Source organism: Thioclava sp. FR2, from assembly GCF_051200875.1.
Taxonomy (GTDB): Bacteria; Pseudomonadota; Alphaproteobacteria; order Rhodobacterales; family Rhodobacteraceae; genus Pseudotabrizicola.
In genome coordinates this window covers 2,988,026-3,011,599 of sequence record NZ_CP195191.1, presented here as the reverse complement: position 1 = coordinate 3,011,599, position 23,574 = coordinate 2,988,026, and the positions used below count along the sequence as shown (strand labels likewise).

Annotated in this window: 13 protein-coding genes; 10 read left to right on the top strand and 3 right to left on the bottom strand. The window is 55.5% G+C overall.

Annotated features, from left to right (window positions below; all coding sequences use genetic code 11):
• Positions 1–55 precede the first annotated feature (55 nt).
• Positions 56–6,859, top strand: a complete 6,804-nt coding sequence (locus ACSBLW_RS14425) for a S8 family serine peptidase (RefSeq protein ID WP_435257300.1) — start codon at positions 56–58, stop codon at positions 6,857–6,859.
• Here the strand turns inward: ACSBLW_RS14425 and ACSBLW_RS14420 are convergent.
• Positions 6,856–9,987, bottom strand: coding sequence for a hypothetical protein (locus tag ACSBLW_RS14420; RefSeq protein WP_435257299.1), 3,132 nt, complete (start codon positions 9,985–9,987; stop codon positions 6,856–6,858). The genes ACSBLW_RS14425 and ACSBLW_RS14420 overlap by 4 nt on opposite strands.
• 276 nt (positions 9,988–10,263) lie before the next feature.
• Here ACSBLW_RS14420 and ACSBLW_RS14415 point away from each other — a divergent pair, with 276 nt between their 5' ends.
• On the top strand, positions 10,264–12,459 hold the full coding sequence (locus ACSBLW_RS14415; protein ID WP_435257298.1) for a hypothetical protein: 2,196 nt from the start codon (positions 10,264–10,266) through the stop codon (positions 12,457–12,459).
• A 54-nt stretch (positions 12,460–12,513) separates the two neighbouring features.
• Complete coding sequence (locus ACSBLW_RS14410; RefSeq protein WP_435257297.1) at positions 12,514–14,823, top strand: glycosyltransferase family 2 protein; 2,310 nt, start codon at positions 12,514–12,516, stop codon at positions 14,821–14,823.
• Positions 14,824–14,853: 30 nt separating this feature from the next.
• On the opposite strand, the gene ACSBLW_RS14405 is transcribed toward ACSBLW_RS14410, so the two are convergent.
• Positions 14,854–15,510 carry an ABC transporter ATP-binding protein gene (locus ACSBLW_RS14405; RefSeq protein WP_435257296.1) on the bottom strand — a complete coding sequence of 219 codons (657 nt, stop codon included), beginning with the start codon at positions 15,508–15,510 and terminating at the stop codon, positions 14,854–14,856.
• Positions 15,511–15,525: 15 nt separating this feature from the next.
• Positions 15,526–16,605, bottom strand: a complete 1,080-nt coding sequence (locus tag ACSBLW_RS14400) for a sugar transporter (protein WP_435257295.1) — start codon at positions 16,603–16,605, stop codon at positions 15,526–15,528.
• Between the two features lie 77 nt (positions 16,606–16,682).
• On the opposite strand from ACSBLW_RS14400, the gene ACSBLW_RS14395 reads away from it, so the two are divergent.
• The 7 genes from ACSBLW_RS14395 (at position 16,683) to ACSBLW_RS14365 (ending at position 23,531) form a co-directional block, all read left to right on the top strand.
• Complete coding sequence (locus ACSBLW_RS14395; RefSeq protein WP_435257294.1) at positions 16,683–16,868, top strand: hypothetical protein; 186 nt, start codon at positions 16,683–16,685, stop codon at positions 16,866–16,868.
• Positions 16,869–17,487: 619 nt separating this feature from the next.
• The gene (locus ACSBLW_RS14390; protein WP_435260122.1) at positions 17,488–18,216 is read left to right on the top strand and encodes an ABC transporter permease; all 729 of its coding nucleotides are present in this window, start codon (positions 17,488–17,490) and stop codon (positions 18,214–18,216) included.
• A gap of 763 nt (positions 18,217–18,979) precedes the next feature.
• Positions 18,980–19,774, top strand: a complete 795-nt coding sequence (locus ACSBLW_RS14385) for a hypothetical protein (protein ID WP_435257293.1) — start codon at positions 18,980–18,982, stop codon at positions 19,772–19,774.
• Positions 19,775–19,808: 34 nt separating this feature from the next.
• Positions 19,809–20,858, top strand: a complete 1,050-nt coding sequence (gene rfbB / locus ACSBLW_RS14380; protein ID WP_435257292.1) for a dTDP-glucose 4,6-dehydratase — start codon at positions 19,809–19,811, stop codon at positions 20,856–20,858.
• Complete coding sequence (gene rfbD, locus ACSBLW_RS14375) at positions 20,855–21,706, top strand: dTDP-4-dehydrorhamnose reductase (RefSeq protein ID WP_435257291.1); 852 nt, start codon at positions 20,855–20,857, stop codon at positions 21,704–21,706. The genes rfbB and rfbD overlap by 4 nt, the downstream gene beginning before the upstream one ends.
• On the top strand, positions 21,703–22,608 hold the full coding sequence (gene rfbA, locus ACSBLW_RS14370; protein WP_435257290.1) for a glucose-1-phosphate thymidylyltransferase RfbA: 906 nt from the start codon (positions 21,703–21,705) through the stop codon (positions 22,606–22,608). The genes rfbD and rfbA overlap by 4 nt, the downstream gene beginning before the upstream one ends.
• A gap of 32 nt (positions 22,609–22,640) precedes the next feature.
• On the top strand, positions 22,641–23,531 hold the full coding sequence (locus tag ACSBLW_RS14365) for a glycosyltransferase (RefSeq protein ID WP_435260121.1): 891 nt from the start codon (positions 22,641–22,643) through the stop codon (positions 23,529–23,531).
• The last annotated feature ends 43 nt before the right edge of the window (positions 23,532–23,574 follow it).

Below are 23,574 nucleotides of genomic sequence, written 5' to 3'. Positions count from 1 at the left end.
TTTTGTTATCTCCATTGGTACATTCAGAAGAACAAAGCTTGGGAGTAAAGCCTAAATGCCCATTCGCGCGACCCCCACCGATCCCCTGTACCTTGAGCAGACTCACTTTGACTACATCGCGCAAACGTTCGGCCTCTCACGCGAAGGTATTGAGCGCTTATGGGCAGACTACACCGGTGCGGGCTTGCATCTTGGCGTGTTTGACACTGCGGTAGACCCGCTGCACCCTGAATGGGCATCACGCGTCGACCTGACTTACGAAATCATCGCGGAAACGCCTCTTGGCGCACTATTTAATGTGTCGGACCTTTTGCGTGTCGAAAACCACGGCATTTCCGTCACCGGTATGATCACTGCGGCAATGGATGGCGTTGGCACAGTCGGTGTCGCCCCCGGTCTGCTCCTGACACCGGCGGATGTTTACTCTGACTATGATATGTCTCTCTTTCCTGCTTTCGGCACGTTCGAGAACACGAATGACTCACCGCTGATGTCGCAGATTTTGGCGGGCCTGCTGCAGTTTGATGTCGTCAATGCAAGTTGGCACAACGACACCCTATACAATCAGGTCCTGAGCGGCGCGGGGTCAAATGCAAGCCTTCCCAACGCAATCGAAATGCAGGCCCAGCTTGATGCCATTCAACTTGCCGCAGAGATGGGGCGCGATGGCCTTGGCACCGTCATGGTCATGGCCGCGGGCAATGACTTTGATGACATGTATTTCCAGCACAATGGTGCAACTCATCGCCTCTATATTGATAACCAGTTAAATAGTGAGTCCGGTACGATAAGCATCGACTTCGCTCGATCCGGGCTTCTAAGCGAAGGCACGGGCCTCCCCCTTGTCACAATGGAGCAGATTTTAGCCGGTAACCTTACCGCAGCCGAAGCGAGTTCCGGAACAGACCTGCGTGTCGCATCGCGAGAGACGATTGTGGTTGGCGGCTACACGCAACGTATTGTGTTGGACGATGGTACAGTCTTCGAAAGCCAAGTTGCTCCATATGTCTCGCGCGGGACAGCGCTTCTTGTTTCTGCCCTGACGCGGATCAATCAGCCACTTACAGATGTCTTGTCAGATACAAGCCTCTATCCCGGCTTATCCGGCTCGACAGATATCTTCGATGCACACAGGATCAATTACGGCGATGGATTGGTCTCGACCGACGTTACGACTGAACCCGGTTTTGGATGGAACGATAACAACCCACCTGTACCGGGTTACACGAACAATTTCGGTGGTACTTCAGGCGCCACGCCGCAAGTTACCGGCACGGTCGCCCTTATGCTGGACGCAAACGACGGTCTAGGGTGGCGCGATGTGCAGAACATCTTGGCCATGACCGCTCGGCACGTGGGCTCTGACATTGGCACACACGATCCGGCGATGGTTTCCGAAAGGTTTGAGTGGGTCGTGAACGGCGCGACAAACTGGAACAACGGAGGCATGCATTACTCTGGGGACTACGGCTACGGCGCCTTGGACGCATTTGCAGCAGTTCGAATGGCAGAGGTGTGGTCGCTCTTCGGACCTGCTCAGACTTCAGGAAATGAAAGGTCAGCCTCGGCATCTGGGATACTGCCCGCAACGATCACTGCAGGCGCTCCTGGAGCACCCTCTGTCACAACCAGAAACGTTACACTCTCTGCCAGCGACTTGGTGGCCGAGTATGTGAACCTAACCATTGTGCTTACCCATCCTGATTTTGCACAGCTTGATATATATCTGATTTCACCTTCTGGCACTCGCATCGCCCTTCATGACGTATCGAACGATAATTTTGCCTACAGCAACGTGGCGGACACCGGGCTGACTTGGACATTCCCCGTGAACTCCTTCCGAGGCGAGGATCCGAATGGTGTCTGGCGTATCGAAATCATCAACAACGGCACATCTTCGGGTACAGTCACTCAGGTCGGCGTAGAGGTTTTCGGTGCTCAGGCGACTGCGAACGACGTGTTTCACTTCACCTCTGAAATTTTCCTGCCCGAGTTCTCAAGCCGGCTGGGCCAAACGATCACCGACTCTGACGGCGGACGCGATTGGCTAAACCTTGCCGCACTGACCGGCGATCTGACCATAAATTTGGCACGCGGCGGCAATCTCACTCACAACAATGGCACCGGCTCCGTGATCTTTGCCCGCATCGGGGCAACCACAGACATCGAAAATGTCGCCTCTGGTGACGGCAATGATCTTTTGATCGGCAATGATCTTGCGAATGACATGGTCGGCGGGCGCGGTCTCGACACCCTTCAAGGTGGTGCAGGCGACGACACCCTTGAGGGCGGCGCTGATGCTGATGTCTTGCAAGGGGGAACCGGTACCAACACTGCCGCCTACCGCCTATCCCGAGAGGCGGTTCAAGTAAATCTTGCAACGGGCATAGCGACTGGTGGCCATGCCGAAGGAGATGTTTTCTCCAACATTTCCGGTCTGATCGGATCAGATTTCAACGACCTTCTCATTGGCGGTGGCGGCGCAAACCGGATTGAGGGAGGCGAAGGCGACGACACGATCATTGGCGGTGGTGGGGCCGACACCCTGGTCGGTGGCGATGGCGATGATCTGTTCCGCGGCGACTCTTCCTTGATCGTCGTCAATGGCGGCGGCGGGAACGACACCCTCGACTTCAGCGGAAGTGGGGTTGGCCTTTCCGTCTCATTGTCAAATGCTCGCTTCACTTCCGTTGAGGGCATTATCGGTTCAAACTTTGCCGACACCCTGACTGGAAGCGCTGGCAATGACACGCTGGAGGGCGGTGGCGGGGCGGACAGCCTCGTGGGCGGTGCCGGCCGCAATGCTGTCTCGTACCGGAATGCAGCAGGTGGCGTTGTTGCCAACCTTTCCAATACCGCAGTGAACACTGGCGCAGCAGCCGGCGACGTATACGTGCAAATACAAGATCTCATTGGCTCAGCACATGCCGACCAGCTTGTCGGCGACAGCGGAGCCAATCTCCTTGATGGCGGGGGTGGCGCAGACCGCCTTCAGGGAGGTGCCGGAAATGATACGGTGATTGGTGGTGCCGGCGCGGACACAATCGACGGTGGCACCGGGGTTGACCTGCTTGATTACTCTGCATCGGCGGAAGCTGTCGAAGTTAACCTAGGTGACGGCACGGGCGAAGGCGGCGAAGCACAAGGCGATGTCATCAGCAACATCAACAACCTGCTGGGCTCCGAACACAACGATACGTTGGCAGGAGATGACCTGAACAACACTCTTGATGGCGGTCGCGGCAATGACAGCCTTCTCGGCGAAGGTGGCAATGACGTCCTCTTGGGAAATGATGGAAACGATACTCTCATCGGCGGCGAGGGGAATGACCAACTCGACGGCGGGAACGGCCATGATCTTCTCGACGGGCGTGCAGGCAACGACACTCTGATCGGTGGGGCCGGAAATGATGTCTTGATCCTAGGCGCTGCTACTGCCGTCATTGACGGCGGGGCGGGTTATGATGTTGCCAGCTTCGAAGCTTTCGGTACCGCGGTAAACGTCTCACTCGTCACCCGGACGGATCTTATCAGCATAGAAGGCCTAATCGGTACAGTTGGGAGTGACACCCTTACCGGCGATGCCGGACATAACCTTCTTGAGGGCGGGGCCGGTGCGGACATTCTGCAAGGGGGCGACGGGCAAGATACCGCATCGTACAGTCGCTCAACCTCGGGCGTGAACATCAGTCTTCGCCGTGGCGCAAGCCCGGGCGGCTCGGTCGTATTCGACGCCTCGGCTGGTGGCGATGCCGTTGGCGATGTGCTGACAGACATAGAGAATTTAGCTGGCTCCAATTTCGCAGACACGCTTGAGGGCGATAGTGGACGCAACATTCTTTATGGTGGCGGCGGCGATGATCTTTTCATCGCAACAACCGGCCATGACACGATCTATGGCGGCGATGGACGCGATACGATCAGTTATGAAAATGCAACGGCGGGAGTAATGATCACCCTGGTCGACTGGCGGCAACAAGACATGCCGGACGCATCGCCGAACTTCGCAACGGGCCATGTAATCGTCGGCGTCGAGAATATTATCGGCTCGGCCTTTGCTGACGAAATCCTAGGCGGTCGACTGGCCACCCAAATACATGGCGGGGCTGGCAACGATACCATCACCGGAGGATCGTTTGGGGGCCTTGGTGGTGACACTGTCTATGGTGGCGACGGCAACGACAGCATTCGCGGCGAAGCCGGTGATGACCTTTTGCACGGTGACGCTGGTGATGACGAACTCGCAGGCGCAGTTGGGAATGACACTCTTTACGGTGGTGACGGGAACGACACCATGTCAGGCCGCGAAGGTGCTGACCTGCTTTACGGTGGTGAAGGCGTAGACACGATTTTTGGTGGCACGGAACGAGACACGCTTTACGGCGGTGGCGGCAATGACATCATGAACGGCGCCGAAGACAACGACACCATGTATGGTGGCGACGGCGACGACCAAATGACCGGCAGTGACGGCGTTGGTTTGCTTTATGGCGATGCCGGTAATGATACACTCTACGGAGGCAATCAGGCAGACCGACTGGAAGGCGGGATTGGCAATGACAACCTTGAAGCTCTGGCAGGCGACGACACTCTGTTTGGCGAAGACGGGGATGACATCGTCAACGGTGGCGAGGGCAATGATTTCATGGCCGGTGGAAACGGACATGACAGCCTGACAAGTATCAGCGGTCGAAACACCATCTTTGGTGGCTTAGGCAATGACACAATTTATGGCGGTTCGGGCGTCGATTACATTGATGCTGGTCCGGGCCTCAACGTCGTTGCAGCCGGGGGAGGCAACGATACGGTCGCTGGCGGGATTGACGCAGATAACCTTGGCGGCGACCTCGGCAATGATAGTTTGCATGGTTGGGGCGGCAACGACACCCTGACGGGTAGTGGCGGAATCGATACGATCTGGGGTGACGTGGGCAATGACCAGCTTTACGGCGGAGACGATCGCGACATCTTGATCGGTGGTGTAGGCGATGATCTTCTGAACGGTGGTTTGGGTAATGACGCTCTTTATGGCGGCGTCGGCAATGACACCTTCACCGGTGAGGACGGGAATGACTACGCCGAAGCTTATGTCGGGACAAACGTCATGTATGGCGGTCTGGGAAGCGACACATTCCATGGTGGAAGTGGCAATGACCTGATTTCTGGCGATGAAGGCAACGACCGCCTCTCTGGCTGGGGCGGCAACGACAACCTCGCTGGTTCTGCCGGATTTGATACGATGTTCGGTGGAAACGGGTCTGATAGCCTCTATGGCGGAACTGAGAACGATTACATAGACGCTGGCGGCGACGCGACAGCCGCGAACCTTGTCTATGGCGGCGACGGGGAAGACTCGATCCGGGGCGGGCTTGGCAATGATGGGCTGTATGGCGATCTGGATAATGACGTCATGGTTGGTCTTTTCGGCAATGATCTGCTCAATGGGGGTGGCGGAAACGACCGTATGTATGGCGGCGTTGGCAATGACACGATCGTCGGTGGCGACGGAAATGATTACGCCGAAGGCTATACTGGCGTAAACGCACTTTACGGAGGCATCGGCAGCGACACCTTGCACGGCGGCAGTGGAACGGACACGGTCTCGGGCGATGAGGGTGGAGACCGGCTCTCAGGCTGGGGAGGAAATGATGTCATCGTCGGCGCTGCTGGCGCGGACTCGATGTTTGGCGGGGCAGGAGCCGACAGTCTCTACGGCGGTACTGAAAACGATTACATCGACGCCGGGTCCGAAGACGCAGCCTCAAACGTGGTCTACGGCGGTGATGGTGCAGACTCGGTTCTCGGCGGTCTTGGAGCAGATGAACTTTATGGGGATCTGGGCAACGACATCATGGTCGGCCGCAGCGGCAACGACGTTTTGAACGGCGGCGGCGGTGATGACCGCATGTTTGGTGGGGTTGGAAACGACACCTTTGCTGGTGGCAATGGCGCAGACTATGCTGAAGCTTATACTGGCACCAACGTCATGTTTGGCGGGTTCGGAAATGACACCTTCCATGGTGGCAACGGTGCCGATCAGATTACCGGAAACGAAGATGACGACCGCTTGTTTGGTTGGGGCGGAAATGATGTCATCAACGGGAACGCCGGTAATGACCAACTATATGGCGGCGGTGGCTCTGACCTGATCGTCGGAGAAAGTGGAAACGATTACATCGAAGGCGGTACCCAAGATGCTGCAATCAATCGCCTCTACGGCGGTGATGGCTTTGACACGATTATTGGTGGCGCTGGGAACGACGAGATTTTTGGCGAAGCAGATGCGGACAGCCTTGCCGGAGGCGACGGGAACGACCTGATCAACGGCGCAACCGGGAACGACACCATGATCGGTGGCGCTGGGAACGACACAATGGTGGGCGGAGATGGCAACGACCTTATCCAGGGAACGACCGGCTCGAACGTGATCTATTGTGGCAATGGGAACGATACGGTCCTGGGCGGAACGGGGAACGATCTGATCTTTGCAGAAGTCGGTGCCAATAGTCTCAACGGCGGCGAAGGGAACGACACGATCCACAGCGGCCTGGGGGCGGACACGATGACGGGGGGGCTTGGCGCCGACGTCTTTGTATTTGGCCATCCTGCACGGATAGGGATAAACGACAGCCGAGATACGATCACCGATTTCACCGCCGGTGTAGACCGCATCGACTTGTCTGCCTTGAACACCACCTTCAACGGCACAGGTGGTTTCGTGGGCGGGGGACAGGCGTCGTTCTACTACGACGCCGCAGCGGGTGTCCTTTACGGTGATGTCACTGGCAATGGCGGTCCAGACTGGATGCTCGACATCGGAACGGGCCTAACACTTACCGCAGCCGACTTCCTCCTTTAACAGCTCTGACCCTCTCTGATGGACACACTAATCAAGTCAGAGAGGGCCTGTTCCATATTTTTGGAGAAGATTGGGTTGTTGACGAATCCCGGGTTTTTGGCGGCGGCCTTGAGGCGGGATTTGAGGTCGTTTCGTCTGTCGTGGTCTGTTCCCAGGGCGGTTGCCAGCGCGATGTAGTCTTCGGGCGTGTCGGTCAGCAGTTCGGCGAATCCGTGGGTTTCGGTCAGGAACTGGTCGATGGACCGGGTAGACCTGCGACGCAGGGTGATGGGCGGAATGCCGTGAACCAGCGCAAGGTGGGTCATCGTCGCTCCGCCATGCGGGAAGGGGTTAAGATAGATGTCGGCGCAGCCCAGCGCCGCTTCGGCCTCGGCCACCGAAAGCTCGCCCAGAATATGGATCCGCGATGGGTCAAGCCCGGTCTCTGCCGCGGTTTGCGCAACCTGCCGATTGAAGACAAAGGCCATCGACCGCGCTGCCCAGCCGGGATTGTAGGGGGCTAAAAGCAGCACGCCGTTGGGAATGTCGCGGGTGGCGCGCATCATCGTGACCAGAGTTTCATGCCGCAGCTTCATTGACGAGCCTGCATTCATCAGCACGACGTCATCAGCCGAGAGCCCAAGCGCGGCCCGGTCAAGCGGTGGGTTCGGGCGTGGCTCCAGCGTCGTCAGGTAGTTGATCACAGGGCCGGGCAGCCGGATCAGCGTCTCACTGAAATCCTCTTGTGGCACTTCGTGATCAGAATGGTCGCTTTGGCCAGTGATGACCGCATCGAAGGACGGATAGCCCATCGGCATCGGCACATGCGAGTTCAGCACGATCTGCAAGGGGGCCACGCGATGAAACAGCGCAAGGTCCATCGGTTGCAGACCATAGGTCGTCGCATTGGCGTAAAGGAAGACATCCAGATCATCTGCCAGCAGCGCCGCGCGGATGCCCGCAGCATCGCCGGGTAGATCGCGGCGGTTCGGAACCACCGCGTCAAACTGTCGGTCAAAGCCCGGATCCTTGCTGACGACCCGGTCACGGAAGCCGATGGAATAACCGAAAATCTCAAACCGGCTGGCGTCAAAGCCGTTGAAAAACGTCAGAACCGCCTCGCTGTCCGGACCCTTCTCAAACGTCCGGCACAACACACCAACACGGATCCGACGCTCGCCAGATGAGGGGGTCTTCGCCGCCTTCGACGGAACAGGCGACCCCCGTCTTTTTGAACGGAAGCGATCCAAAAGTCGCGCTTTTACCACCCCCAAGAGCGGACGCCACTGTCCGGTGGCAAGCGCCTCTCTGACATGGCGTCGAAGGAGATTCATTTGGAATGAGACGGCTTCCCTAACCTTGTCCGATCCCGACGTGGGCTTTCCACTCGCAGGTGCATTGCCATCTTCCCGCAAGGCGACCCTGCTCAAAACACGGTTTCTGGCCCTTTGCACGCCGCGCAGCGACTGGTCGACCAGAAACAACTGCCCCAGGTCGATCCGCCCCGCCATCCGCGACAGGCGCAACGACAGCGCTGCTGAAACCGCTGGCTCCGCCGCCGGGTCCAACCGGTCCGCCAGCCAATCCAAAAGCCGCTCGACATGCGACACCCAAGCCGCATCCTCCCCCGCCCCGATCAGCGCCGGTGGCGACATCGCCCAGAAAATCCAGCGTTCCAGAACCGCTTCCGGCAGAGCCTCATGCGGCTTTGGCAAAGGCACCTGCCACGCTGGCAACAGCACCATGCCCAGCATCACCAGCCGCCGAAGCCCGACAGGGCCGGCAAAGACCGCATCCAGCCCCTCTGACCTCTCTGCAACCTGCGCCAAAGCCGCAGCCACACGCCCCGCCAACGCCGCTTCTGCCGCCTCAAAACCGCCCAAAACCGGAAAGCCTGACCGCAGATTCCGCCCAAAATCGGTGAAGAAAGCGTGATCAAACACCTCTTCAATCTCTTCCCCACCCGCGCCTTCCAGCGCCAAGGCCGCAGACCGACGCAAATGTCGAAGACGATCTTCAAACCCCAAAGGCGTCGGTCCAGCCCTGACAGCCCAAGCCCCCGTCAGAACATCCGCCTCAAAAGACGCTCCGTATAAACGGTCAAGAAACTCACGAAGAGTGAGTTTTTGGTCCATTTGAGATTCATCGGCAAAGAACGGCAGCACGAGATGCGGATCAACATGGAAAACCAATGTGCGTTTTTGCGGAAATAGCCTATGGTGCAGCCGGCGATACGGCGCGGCCCCCAGAATCACTGTCAGGTCTTTCCCACCCAATTCTGCGATGAGTGACCAAAAGTGCAAATCGCTGCCCACAGCAACAAATGGAAAAATCCGCGCCTTTCCGCCTGCCAAAAGCGCGTCACCAACCAATTCTTCACCCACCAAGATCACGTCCCGTGCATCAGCCAGCGCGTTTATCCGGGCCTCCAGGGGCAGTGTGGAGGGATCGAGCGTCACGAAACCGCGAGCCTCAAGCACAGCACGAAGTGCCTTCGCATTTCGCAACTTGGTCGCACTTGACTGGGACCAAAGTAAAATTCGCTTCCCGTATCCAGAGTCTTTGTCGCGCCGATTGTCACGCAGGCGTTCGAGGAACGCCATGTCTTGGGCGACCAAGCTGCGATCTTCGATATTTCCTGCGTTCGCAACATAGAGACGACGAACCTCTAGCACGTCACCAGTTTCAACCTTTCGAAGTGGAAACCCGGGGAAGCATTTTTCCAACGCCCAACAACAGGTTTCTGACAGAGCGGCGTCGACAAGGATCTGCGTGCCGGCGGGAACCCGTCGAGTGGCGAGTTCAAGGTGAGGCAACAACCCAAACAAGCACTCCGCCCAATTCTGGGGCCGAATGAAGCAACCAAACACTGCCTGATCTAGTACGACCGGAGCCGTCCGCCGTGGAATTTCAGGTGGTTGTGACCGCTGAGAGCCGTCTATACCTTTCCAATCACCCAGTTTTGTTAGGATCAGATCAAGACCGCCAATAACCGTTGCCGCCTCATGGCATTGAATCCGCCGTGTCGGGCGCTCAACTTCAAGCGCATTGAGCGGAAGATATTGCGACGAAGAAACCTGAGGGCGCATCAAGAGGCCCGCCTGGGCTGATGCATCGTCGATTAAGCTGTCTTCCTTCCGGACCGACATGGGACATCCTGCTTAGGTTTCCGGTGACTGTTCTTTGCTCTTTCCGGCGGTTTGCGACAGAACCTGCCGGCATGCAACGTTGGAATCTCGGCCAGTTCTTGTGATGCAACTAAATTCCGCGAAAATCACGGCTCAGAAAGACAGGAGCAAAGGTCAGCGGCAAAATTTGCGTCGTTTGCCTCATTCTCCCGTAACACGGTTGCAAGGCAAAGCGTGCCTGAGTAGAGCCTAAAGACGCATGAAATACCACCACCGTGCTGGCGGGAAGGAAATACAATGCTGCGCAGCGAAGGCGAAAACAAAACAGGGGCCTCCGAAAACCGGTGCAAACTATCCAGTAGCGTTGTCGCCATTCACCGTGGTTGGCGTCCACAGGATCATATCGAACGCGAGGCGCTTGACGCGCTGCTTAAGTTTGGTCCTCTAGGTCAGGCCTTTGGTGAAGCTGTCTATGTAGGCTTTCCTTGGTCCGCCCTGTTCGACAGTTTCAAGAACCCGGAGTTACTTGAAGCCCCTTTACTCAGAAGTACTCTGACTTCCTTACCCGCGCGCTTTCAAAGAGGCACAGCGGCTGTGACGGTATGCAGCCATCCCGATTTGCCAAAACATATTACGGTAATGGAGAACGCCGGGATCACTGATGTCTTTTGGACTGAGGCGCAAAGCGGGGTAGAGACGCTTCCTAACGCTCCAAGAATTCTGATCCATCCGTTTCCGAAACTTCCACCAATTGACAGGGAAGTAGTTAGCGGAACGGGGCCGAAAGAAGCCTATGTAATCTGTGAAGAGCCTGGGAACACCGAACGCTTGTGGTCTGCCCTTGCTGCGGGAAAGATCCCGGTTCTTTCTATGAGTAGCGCCCGCCTTCCAGGCAACGCTGCCATCTGGCAATTCGCTGCGCTTTTCCACAACGGCTCTGAAGAGGATATTTCGCGCATTCCAGAGTGGATGGAGAAAGTCGCTGCCGATCCACAGCGTCTGGAAGCAGCACGACTGGCGGGAGCAGGGCTGCAGTTGATTTACGGTCGTGGGCGAATGGTCCACGATGTTTTGATCCGCCTAATGGAAAGTACGGAGCCTTCGGCCCGTAAGGCCGGTCAATCAAAAACCACCCAAAGTTTGACTGCCGCACTGATTGATAGATTTTCGGGGCGCGACCAGTTGAGCAAGACTGAAGCCCAACTGGTACTACATCAGGCTGGATGCGATTTGCTTGCCGGCGAAGGTCGCGGCGTGACGATGGCTCCCGGCCAAGGATCCGTAGCTATTTGGCGATTGATCGGGCTTGCCAGAAAAGCCCTTGACGACGAGAGCATCACACTCGCGCGGTTCGACGAAATCATAGATCTGCTTAGAAGCCGCGATCTCTTACCAACCAGAAATGATGCCGGTACGAGAGCAAGGCAACGGACTTCTCCTATCAAAATCTTCCTTTTCGGCCCACGCGGCCAGCGCACACCATTGTCGTACGAACCACTAAGGCGACATGTAAAGCAGCGTATCGAGATTGTAGACCATCCAGAAAAAGCAGACGTGCTGGTCACCGGATGGAATCGAGACTTTGAGGATCACAAGGAATATCTGACGAGACTTTGGCGGAACGGAAAACGGCCAAAGCTTGCTGTGCTGTCGGAAGAACCGCTTTGGGACAGCCTTTGGAGCGGTGACCTAGCCCCAAGGGACAGACTGCTTGATTGCGGAAAGGGGATGAACCTTCCCTATCGTTCGCTGAACCATGTCAATTCCTCAATTTTTCAGTTCGATACCCTTCCATGGTTTATTCTAAGTGATGATCGCTATACGGCACGCTATGCTCAACTTATCTCTGACTTTGCTTCGTCCCAACCGAAGCAACTGCTTGAGCGCTGGAAAAAAGCCGAATGGCAGGCGGCCTTCGTTGCCGAGCGCCGCACGACCGAGGAGTATGCGGCAACATACCCGGTCGAAGGTGTCGTCGGCTTAAGCATCTATCGGTCCCGAGTTGCAGAACTAGCCGTTGGTGAAGATATTGTCCGCATTGGACAGGGCTGGGCCGGAACGGAAACCCGCCGACAGCAGCTTCCTGACTGGCATCTGGACAAGCTTGCACGCCTACACGGCAACGTCAGGGTTTGCGCGGCCTATGAGAACACCCTGCAAAAACAATACATTACAGAGAAGCCGTTTGACGCTTTTGCCGTCGGTGCCGTTCCAGCGGTCGTCGCTGACGACGAACATCGCCTCGTTGACCTTATCCTTCCCGAGGCGATGATTAACACTCGTTATTGTACGCCGGACGTAGCAGCCGCTCGAATATCCTCATTCGTGCCCGACTCGATTATGGCAGAAGCATGGATCGAAACAGCGCAATCCCTTCTGGAGCGTTTCAGGTCTCATCGGCTAATCTTGGCGGAGCGCCAACGAATAGCGGACGAATGCTATTCAGAGCTTTCTGATTTGCTCCAAGGCTCGTCTGCCACAGCCGCCGCTTAAGTTCTTGCCCCATCTGTCGTCCCGAAGACGTGACTGATCCAGAGAAAGTACGAAATGCCCACATCCCGCCCAGTCGTCAGTGTCATCCTTTTGTGCCGTAACGAAGCCACGTTCATCCGTCGGTCGGTTCGCTCCATTCTTGCACAAACGATTGGATCTGCAGTCGAGATCGTTCTTCTTGATGACTCGTCAAGTGACGGAAGTGCTGCAATCGCAAAGCTGGAAGTTGATCAGGCGATGCGGCCAAATTTCACTCTAAGGGTTATCAGGTCTGAGACAAATCTGGGCAATGCGAAGGCTTTTGTGACCGCACTGGAACAGGCGCGCGGATTTTACTATCACGTTCTAGACGCTGACGATTTCTGGATCGACCCCGACAAGTTGCGCCATCAAGTCGGCGTCCTTGAAGCACATCCCAGTCTCGCCGGTGTTGGGCACCGCACGATCCTTCGTGCATCCGAGGACGGCAGCGAGAGTTTTCATCCACAGCAAGATCCACTGAAACCAGTCCTGCATCTAGAAGACTTACTTACTGGCGGCACCTATTTCCACACAAGCGCAATGCTTTTCCGAAATGCGTTCTACCAAGCAGAAAGCGGCCAGGTGAACATTCCGGCCATTTTCCATGAGGTTCGGGGTGACACAATCCGGTTGCTCGTTCATGCGGCGCAAGGCGGCATCCTTTATTTGCCAAGAACAATGTCCGTCTATGATGACCATAAAGGCGGGATCTGGACGGGGCTGGATTGGCCGGGACGCAGAGAACTGCTGAACAACCTCTACACGCGCCTTTCCGAACACGGATATCTTACCAGCCTTGGAGAACCCAAAGCTGCCGAATACCTTGCGGCTCGCCTGTCTGAAATTGCTGCATATTCACCAGCGTCGCTTCGCCCGATTTCGCTCTATCCAGATCATGTCATGACGGCTCCACGTCATCGGCTGACAGAAATCAGTCGGATTTCAAGCGTCCTGGATCTAGAAACTCAACTTTCGACCCTGACTGCTTCTAACAGTTACGAAGAAGCCTTGCGGCTGGTCTTTCGGTTTCTAAGCGCAATTTCCTATGATCGAAATATTTCCCGGGCAGCGCGCTCGCGTCGGGTGACCAGCCCTGAGATTGACTGGCACTGCGCCAATATTGGCGGACTGATTGCTGCCAGCCAGAACATACTTCCAACGGCGACAGAGCCTGCTGACTCTGCCGAAGGCCCCGTGGTTATACTCGTCTCAGGACTTGTCGAAGACCTCGACGGAATGTGGGAAGCGGCGCGCGAGATGATTGAGCTTTGGCAAGGCCAAAAGCGCGTTGTCGTGATGTCGACCGAACTCCTTGCCACCATGCCTGACATTCAAGAACGTGTTGGACCAGAAGTTGAGCTACTGCTCAATACGGACCATACTCTGGTCGAAAAGACCGCTTGGTTAATTTGGCATTTGTCAAAATTGAAGGCTTCGCAGATCGTGGTCGTCCCTGCTAGGAATGACGTGGTTATAGGCGCCGGATTGAGACGAGAACACGCGCCGAAAATTCACTTGGTCAGCACCTACAACACGGGATACATGCCCATTTGCCATTCGTACGCACTAACCGGGTATCTCGCTCGCCGCCCGTATGACCTCGCATGGTTTGCCAAGATTGCGCCAAATCGCGACTTAATAAACGCGCCACGACTCATTTCCGGCGCGCCTGCGATGCAGCCGTTGCCGCAAGGCACACCGCTAGTGACCGCGACCGCTGCTGCGGCAGATGGGCGTTTCGAAGGCCATTACGATTTTGACCTGCACCTGATGATACCGGTGTTGCTGAAATCTGGCGCACATCGCCACATTCACGCGGGCCCGCTTTCGGATGCGATTTTGAACCGCATACGCAAGGAATTGATCCGCCAGAAAATGCCAGTAGATGCCTTCGTTTACTTGCCAACGGTCAAGAATTTCGGGGCTGAATTGAAGGCCGCCGGTGCAAGTCTATTCCTGCACGGGTTCCCTTGGCCAGAAGTGACCCCACTACTCTCGGCTATGTCTGAAGGTCTGCCGGTGCTGGCCCATGAAAACTACCTTAATCCGGCGTTATCATTGGCCGATCTTTGTCCGCCAGAGACTCCTGTCTGGGCAAACGCCGATCAACTGTCTGCCGTGATCAAGAGCATCAACGCAGAATGGCTATCTTCACAATCAGCATCTGTTTCCGCCCATGTTGCAGCGCGCAATTCGCCGAATGCACTGCGCGAAACAATGGGGACGTCCTACATGGCCCCAATGGCAGCCGAGGCAATCCCCAATGTGCATGTCCCAGAGGGTCGCCAAGAACTGCGCCGTCTAATGTCTGAAATCATGGAAGTGACATTGTTCCGGACATAACGGGTGGTCGCGCTCTCACAGGGGCGCGCCCTAAACGCTCATATTTTTCAAATGCCTGCGGATAGCATGTTCGATGTTGTCAAAGACGATAAGCTCACCGTTCTCAAGCACCATGCCCATGGTACAGAGGCGCCGCATCAAATCCATTGAGTGAGAGACAACGATGGCGCCGCTGTCTTGCATGCGGCGATTGAATACTTCTTCGCTTTTCCTTTTGAAGGCCGCATCGCCAACGCTCGTCACCTCGTCCACCAGATAGGTGTCAAAGCGAATCCCCATGCTAACCCCAAACGCAAGACGAGACCGCATCCCGGAAGAATATGTTCGGAACGGCAAGTGGAAATGGTGCCCAAGTTCGGCGAAATCCTCGACAAAATTGATAAGCGCATCGGTGTCGACGCCGTAGACCCTTGCGATGAAACGTGTGTTCTGTGCGCCCGTCAGCTCTCCGTGGAAACTTCCTGCAAACCCAACCGGCCAGGATATTGTTCCGTCGGTCACAACGCGGCCGGTGGTTGGTTTGATCGTGCCAGCAATGATCCGGAGTAGTGTAGATTTCCCCGCCCCATTACGGCCAAAAAGGCCAACTGAAGCCCCAGTTGGAAAAACTGTATTGATCTCTCGCGCAACCGTTTGGCGCATACCATCGAGAACGTAAGTCTTGGAGATATTCTCCAGCCGGATCATCCGAGGACTCTCGCCTTACCGCCGATCACGAAGGCTGTAGAAGATCAGAACGCCAATCGCCCAAGCCATCAAGAGAAAGAAGCCCGTCAGACCCAGCAAGGTCCAGCGTTGCGGATATTCGGATTTCTCGGCTGCCGTCGGCTGAATATGCGCGGCAAGGTACCGCGATTTGCGCAAAGCTTCTGCCTGTGCTGCGTCAAAGGCCGCAAGCGCCACGCGGTAGGTTTGCTCTGCAAACTCGCGGTCCACGGTCAACCTTTCGAACTCGGCAACCATTGTCGCATAGTCCTCGCCACCAGGCCCCTGCTCGCTTTCATTGAACTTCCGGCGCTCTTCTTCCATCCGGTTCTTAATCACGTCTATACGCTGTTCCGCCTGCGTGATCCGCGGATCCGTTGCATTTGTCGTGGCTCTTAAAAGATCAAGCTCAATATAACTTTCGGCGAGTTGAGCCTGCAGGCTATTCAGGATTCCCATTTGCCCCTGAAGGTCAGCAACAGGGTCAACCATCCTTGTCCGCATCCGGAAAGCCGTCATTGCCTCCCGTGCAGTTTTCAGCCGATCCAAGGCCCGTTCCATTTCGATCCGGGCGTAACGTGTGGCGTCTTCCCGAGCTTCTTCCGAAAGCTCGTTGATTTTTTCGGTACTTCGCTCCAAAATAGCGCCAGCAATGAGCGTGGCTTCTTCCGGTTTGAACGCTAGAACGCGCAAAGTCATCAGCCTTGAACTGGAGTCATAGGTGATCCGAACCTTGTCCTCCCAATGGTCAACCAAATCCTCGATTGATCCATCCGGATCAAAGGCAAAAATTGGATCCGAAGGCCAAGCTTCAGAGAAGATCTTGCGAAGATTTATCTTGGCATCAAGATCTTCCACCATTTCCTGACTATGGATGTAGTCATACAAGATGTCAGAGTCTGAGGATCCGCCCCCTGAAAGACTGGTAATTCCGCCCAGAATGTCGAGAGAGGATTGCATCTCTTGGGTTCGAACAGAGAAGCCAACGGTTGATGCATACTGATCTTGTGCGACAATCCAGAGATAAAGCGCCGTCGCCACGACGGGAACAAGGACCAAAGCCACAAAAGTCGCCAAGACGCCGCGATGGCGCGGTCTGATTTCTGCAGCGGCTGCGATTGGCGGACCGCTGACTGAACCGTGCGTCGTCTGAGATGGCGCAGCGGGATCAGCACGCAAAGGCACTGGGGCCGCTAGACTGGCAGGTTTCTTCTGCCCTGAACTTCCTGATTGCGTTCCCGAAGAAGGCCGAGCAGGCGCATGGGCGAAACCGGCTTTTGCTGCGCTGGCAAATCGCGCGGCCAGCGAAAGCGGCAATGAACCATCGACCTGTTCCATAGAATTCTGAACGGAGGGCTTCGAGTATTCGCCCTCTGCGTCTGACGTACCGCCCTTGCTCCCAGAGTCGCCGTCAGCTGTAACGCTCCCATCGAGCCCACTCGTTTTGCCCGCGTTTTGTGAAGCAAAATTATCTCCGTCCGTCTGGGGAACGGAAGACGAGCTAGCGTGAACAGCCATAGGCACGACTTGGGGCAACTCATCCGAAACCGCCCTGATCCTCAGACGCGGAGCGCCTGGCGTCGCGAAAATTGGACTGGGTACAGGAGTGAAAGCGGAGACTCGCTCCCCGCCCTCTTCGGGTTTTCCCGACAGCGCATCAGCAAGATCCCGAGACATTGGAACCGCCCTCAGAACAGGAGGCTTTCTTGAATTACCGTGAAATTTGGCCACGCCAACCTTCGAAGAAACGATTTGGGCATCAAAGCGCCGCTTTCCCTTTTCTTACTACAGGGGAGGTGATAGGTCTAGCTCTTGTTTCTGCACGAAAAGATGACCCAAACAGCCCCTCCATCCCCCCCTGCTGGCTCTAACTTTCAGCAACTCGATCAGGGCCCCATCCTGGATCAGGATGGCCTTCGCGCCCGTCGTTTTCGAAGTGTAAGAACAATCATCGCATTGATGCTTCGAGAGATGGCAACTACCCATGGCCGATCACCCGGAGGGTACCTGTGGGCGATCCTAGAGCCAGTCGCGGCTTTGGCGATCTTTTCTGTTGGCTTCTCTCTACTTTTCAATTCGCCGCCGCTCGGCAACAGTTTTCCGCTATTTTATGCGACGGGCTTTCTGCCTTTCATGTTGTTCAACGACGTCGCCAACAAGATGGCTACTTCCATCAACTTTTCACGCCCTTTGCTCGCATATCCTGCGGTCACCTTCCTTGACGCTCTAATTGCGCGGTTCTTGCTGAACGTCCTTACCCATCTGATGGTGGCCTACATCGTCTTTTTCGGAATAATTACGGTGTTTGGCGCAAGGGCCGACCTAGATCTTCCCAGAATCCTTGAGACTTTTGCAACTGCAGCGTTTCTAGGGATCGGTATCGGCACATTGAACTGCTATCTGATGACCTCATTTCCAATTTGGGAGCGAAGCTGGCAGATCGCGACCCGGCCCCTCTTCATCATCTCTGGCATCTTTTTCACCTATGACTCGATGCCTCGATTTGCCCAAGATGCTCTTTGGTACAATCCCCTCCTGCACATCGTCGGGATGTCGAGGGATGGTTTCTACGGATCCTATCGATCTGATTACGTTAGTGAAACCTACGTTCTTGCAATTGCTTCCTCGACCTTGCTCCTTGGACTCTTGTTGCTTTGGCGCCATCACCGTGCATTCCTTGAGAATTGACCTGCGTCCGGATCACATGCTGACATCCATTAAGACAGTAGTTATAGGTCTGAAGTGACAACGAGACTTCTGGAACGGATTTGATGACGCCCCCCGCGAGCAAGAACGATCTTCATCGGCGCAATCGTATGTTGCGACCTGTTAAGGTCTACCCCTTGGATATTGGCCGCTGTCCCTCATTTCAGCCAGCGTTTACTTGGCCGCTGTCTCTAACGATTTCTGAGCGAGGCTCTTACTAATGCCGGATGGAAACGCTTCCGACCAGCCCCTGCTGGTCCTTTGTCTACCGTCTACGACATCTGTCGTCGGGGCTGCGGAGCTGTTGTCCTCCTCGTCGGCTGCGAAACAGATAAAAAGCCTAGATGAGTTGGCTCCTGCGATCTCAGATGGCGGGCAATTTCGTTTGACAGTCCTATGTCCAGAACCTGAATCTTGGGTCGCGCTTAGCCTAGCATCAGGAACAATGCCGTCCGATGCTGTCAAAGCTTGGAGAGAAGAGGTTCGCCCCTTGCTCGCCTTGAAACGCGCTAGGCGACGGCAGACGACTTTGGTTTTTGATACAATGCTGACGCTTGCCCCTGCGGCCTGCGCTGAGGCAACGGGCCTTACCGCGCCAGAGAACTTGGCCAATTTGCGTTCAGCAACCGACCCCGTTCTTTTGATGATCGCGCGTGACGCCCTGCGTCGCGATCCGAATGCCTCGGCTGCTGCGGAAGAACTGACTGCTTCTGCCCTATCGACGAGTGGCTTTAGGCCTCAATCCATGCTTGCGGCTGATGAAGTCTTTAGCGCCTACACTGATAAGGTCGACACGCTTTCAGCGGCGGCTCAAGATAAGTCGCAAACCCTGATCTCTCGCCTGACGCAAGAAGTTGAACTGCTGCAAGCGCAAGTAAAGTTGGACACGACTACCTCGGATGAAGTCCATGCCTCTTTTGCAAAAGAGCAGAGTAAGGCCAAATCCAGTGAAATGTCCTTGGCCAAAACCCGGACTGCGCTGAGTCAGACTGAAAAGGAAATGTCTCTTTTGCGTGAACAGGTACGTCTGGATCGCGAGGGCATTGAACAGTTGCAGGCAATGCTCAACGCCGAACGGGCAAAGACGTCCGCGCAAGCCGCTTCTACAAGGACAATTCAGGCATCATTCGAGGCAAAACTGAAAGAGGCGGAGCAAGCGGCAATAACGGCCCGCGAAAAGGCCGAAGCAGAGTCTGGTCAGATGATCCAGCAATTGCGTGAACAAGTCCGACTTATGAGTGCCAGCCTCGAAAACTATCATGGTCAGGTCGAGAACTTTGAATCTGAACGCGGCGATCTGCTATGCAAAATTGATCAACTGCATCGTGGTCAGGAAGACCTGGAAGGGTATTACGATCAGGCGCGCAGACTGACCGACCAGGTCACAAGCATGTCTGACGAGCTGCTGTCTCTTCGCGCCCAGTTGGAAGAGCGGGACGGGAAGATTACATGGCTTCAGACTGAAATCGCGAAAATATATCGCTCACGCAGCTATCGCTTGATGACGCCTCTGCGAAAGATCCGTAAGGCAATCGACTGACTGTTTCAGCGTCGTGTGAGTGAAGGGGACTGACATGAAGATTTTGGTGACGGGCGGTGCCGGTTTCATTGGCTCGGCCGTGGTTCGCAAGGCCATTCGCGACGGTCACAGCGTCATCAATCTTGACTCGCTAACTTATGCCGCCTGCCTAGAAAATGTGGCAAGCGTTTCAAATGCACCAGGTTATGTTTTTGAACACGCCGATATTCGCGACCGCGCAGCTTTGGAACGGATCTTTTCGGACCATGACCCTGATCTGGTCATGCATTTGGCGGCAGAATCTCATGTTGATCGCTCGATTGATGGGCCGGGAGATTTTGTCGAAACAAACATCACCGGCACCTACAATATGCTGGAAGCAGCGCGCGCTTACTGGACGCGCAAGGGCAAACCAGAAAGCTTTAGGTTCCACCATATTTCTACCGATGAAGTTTTCGGAAGCCTGCCAAATGATCCGTCGGTGAAGTTCACCGAAGACACGCCCTATGATCCTCGGTCGCCCTACTCTGCCTCAAAGGCAGCTTCGGACCACTTGGTTAGGGCTTGGCACGAAACCTATGGGCTGCCAGTCGTTCTGACAAATTGCTCGAACAACTACGGGCCATTTCACTTCCCGGAAAAACTCATCCCGGTAATCATCCTGAACGCTTTGGCCGGCAAGCCATTGCCCATTTACGGTGACGGGTCGAACATCCGGGATTGGTTGTTCGTCGAAGATCACGCGGACGCTCTGTTACTTGTCGTTCAAAAAGGGAAGATCGGTCGCAGCTACAATATCGGCGGCGAGAATGAGCGGACGAACCTTGAATTGGTCAAGACACTTTGTTCGATCCTTGATGTAAAGCAGCCCAAGGCAAACGGCTCGTACGCCGATCAAATCACCTTCGTCACTGACCGCCCAGGCCATGACGCGCGCTATGCGATTGATCCTTCACGGATTCGAACGGAACTTGGTTGGAAGCCTAGTGTGACAGTTGAAGAAGGTTTGGCACGGACAGTTGATTGGTACCTGTCGAACGAAGATTGGTGGCGCCCGCTGCAAGCCCGCCATGGCGTTGGACTGCGACTGGGAACAAAGGCATGAACCTTCTGGTCTTTGGTGCAACGGGACAGGTGGCAAAAGAGCTTCATCGCTTGGCTCCGCAGGCCACATTCTTGGGGCGGGAGTCGGCTGATCTCTTAGATCCCACCTCTTGTGTCACTGCCATACGCACCCATCGACCAGACCGGGTAATAAACGCAGCGGCTTGGACCGCGGTTGACCGTGCCGAAACCGAAGAAGAAACCGCTACACTTGTGAATGGCCGGTCGCCGACTGCAATGGCGGAAGAGTGCGCACTGCGAAAGATTCCGTTCGTCCATATCTCGACCGACTATGTATTCGACGGCTTAGGCAGCAATCCCTACCGCATAGATGATATGCCAGCCCCCCTTAGCGCCTATGGCAGATCAAAACTCGTCGGTGAAACGGGCATCCTCAGCGCCGCTGGTACGTCAGTGATCCTTAGAACCTCTTGGGTCTTCTCGGCCCATGGCGCCAACTTCCTCAAAACCATGATCCGCCTAGGCCGTGAACGAGAGCAGTTGAACGTCGTCGCTGACCAAATTGGCGGCCCTACCCCCGCAAGAGACGTTGCTGCGGCATGTCTGACCATTTCGGAACGTCTGATGGCCGAGCCTGCGAAGGCAGGTATTTACCACTATTCTGGCGCGCCGGACGTGTCATGGGCAGATTTCGCCCGAGCAATCATGCAACAGGCAGGACTGTCCTGCCAAATTTCTGATATCCCAACCAGCGCCTACCCGACACCAGCTCGCAGACCGGCCAACAGCCGATTGGACTGTTCGGGTCTATCTGACTTTGATCTGTCTCGCCCCGATTGGCAGAACGGGATCGCCACGGTATTAAAGGAATTAGGAGCCATTGAATGACCAAAAAGACGGCGTCAGGTCGGAAGGGCATAATTCTGGCGGGCGGTTCCGGAACCCGCCTCTATCCCATTACCATCGGGATTTCTAAGCAGCTTTTGCCGGTCTACGACAAGCCGATGATCTACTATCCACTGTCGGTTCTTATGCTGGCTGGCGTTCGCGAGATTGCGATCATCACCACCCCTCAGGATCAAGATCAGTTCCGCAGACTTCTTGGCGATGGCAGCCAATGGGGACTAAACTTTAGTTTCATCGCTCAACCTTCGCCCGATGGGCTCGCCCAAGCCTATATCTTGGCTGAGGAATTTCTGGATGGCGCACCATCGGCTATGGTGCTTGGCGACAACATCTTCTTTGGGCAGGGCCTGACGCGCATGCTTGCGGCTGCGGACGCCCAAGAAAGTGGTGGCACCGTTTTTGGCTATCAGGTTTCTGATCCAGAGCGCTATGGCGTGGTCGGTTTCAACGAGACGGGGCAGGTCGTTTCGATCATCGAAAAACCGTCCAAACCCGCATCGAATTATGCGGTTACAGGTTTGTATTTTCTGGACGGGCGGGCCCCGAAACGCGCGCGACAAGTCAAGCCATCGGCCCGGGGAGAGTTGGAAATAACTTCGCTCCTTGAACTGTATTTGAACGAAGGCTCCCTTCAGGTGAACAGAATGGGCCGTGGCTATGCATGGCTTGATACCGGAACACATTCAAGTTTGCTTGATGCTGGAAATTTTGTTCGGACGCTGGAAATGAGGCAGGGGCTTCAAGTCGGTTGCCCAGAAGAAATCGCCTTTGAAAACGGCTGGATCACGCGCGAAGACTTGGCCCGAATTGCTGCACAATATGCAAAGAATGCCTATGGGGATTACCTGCTGGGGCTCTTGGCTCATTCTAGGTTGGGTGAGTGAGAACCGGGTCGTCGAGTTTGGTTACAGTTCTAATGGCCGTGCACAATGGCGCGGAAAATTTGCCCGACCAGTTGGCCAGCATCAAAGAGCAAAGCCTTGGGAACTGGCGTCTGATAGCGGGGGATGACAAATCCACTGATGCAAGCCGTGCTGTCCTGAATGAGTTCGCACGAATGTCCTCTGCAGAAGTAGTGGAAGGCCCCGGAAAAGGCTTTGTTGCGAACTTCTTTTCCCTACTTTCGTTACCGGGCTTGCAAGGGCCGGTTGCACTCAGCGATCAGGACGACATTTGGTTTCCTGATAAACTTGAGCGCGGTTTGAGGGCGCTGGACGAGATCGACGATCAGCGACCGGCACTTTACTGCTGCCGCCGTGTGAACTGGTGGCCAAGATTCAACAGGCGAAAACCTTCTCGAACATTTCCCGCCGCCCCCTCGTTCAAGAATGCGCTCGTCGAAAATATCGCGGCAGGGAATACGATCATCCTTAACGATGCTGCGCTCCGCCTTGTGCGTTCCACATTAGCGGCCGCCCGCGATGTGCCTTTTCACGATTGGTGGCTTTATCTTGTGATTTCCGGAGCCGGTGGACAGGTAATCTGTGATCCGAAGCCAAGCCTGCTTTATCGGCAGCACGAAGACAATCTAGTAGGCCAAGGAGAAGGCTTTCTCGCCAGCCTTAAAGTCAAACGCGGCGTATGGGACGGCAGCTATTCCCAAAGAATTGACCGAAATATTGCAGCCCTTCTACGCATCAAGGATGTCTTAACAGCGGAAAATCGCGATTGCCTTCATGATTTCGCTGCCGCAAGAAACGGTGATTTCACAACCCGGCTTTCCCTGATGCGAAAATCAGGCGTCTATCGACAAGGGTTGATTTCAAGAATTGGCTTCTGGGGAGCGGTTTGCGTTGCCAAGGTCTAAACCGCATATCCTACTGATTGGCGGCGATGGTGGATTGTCCGGT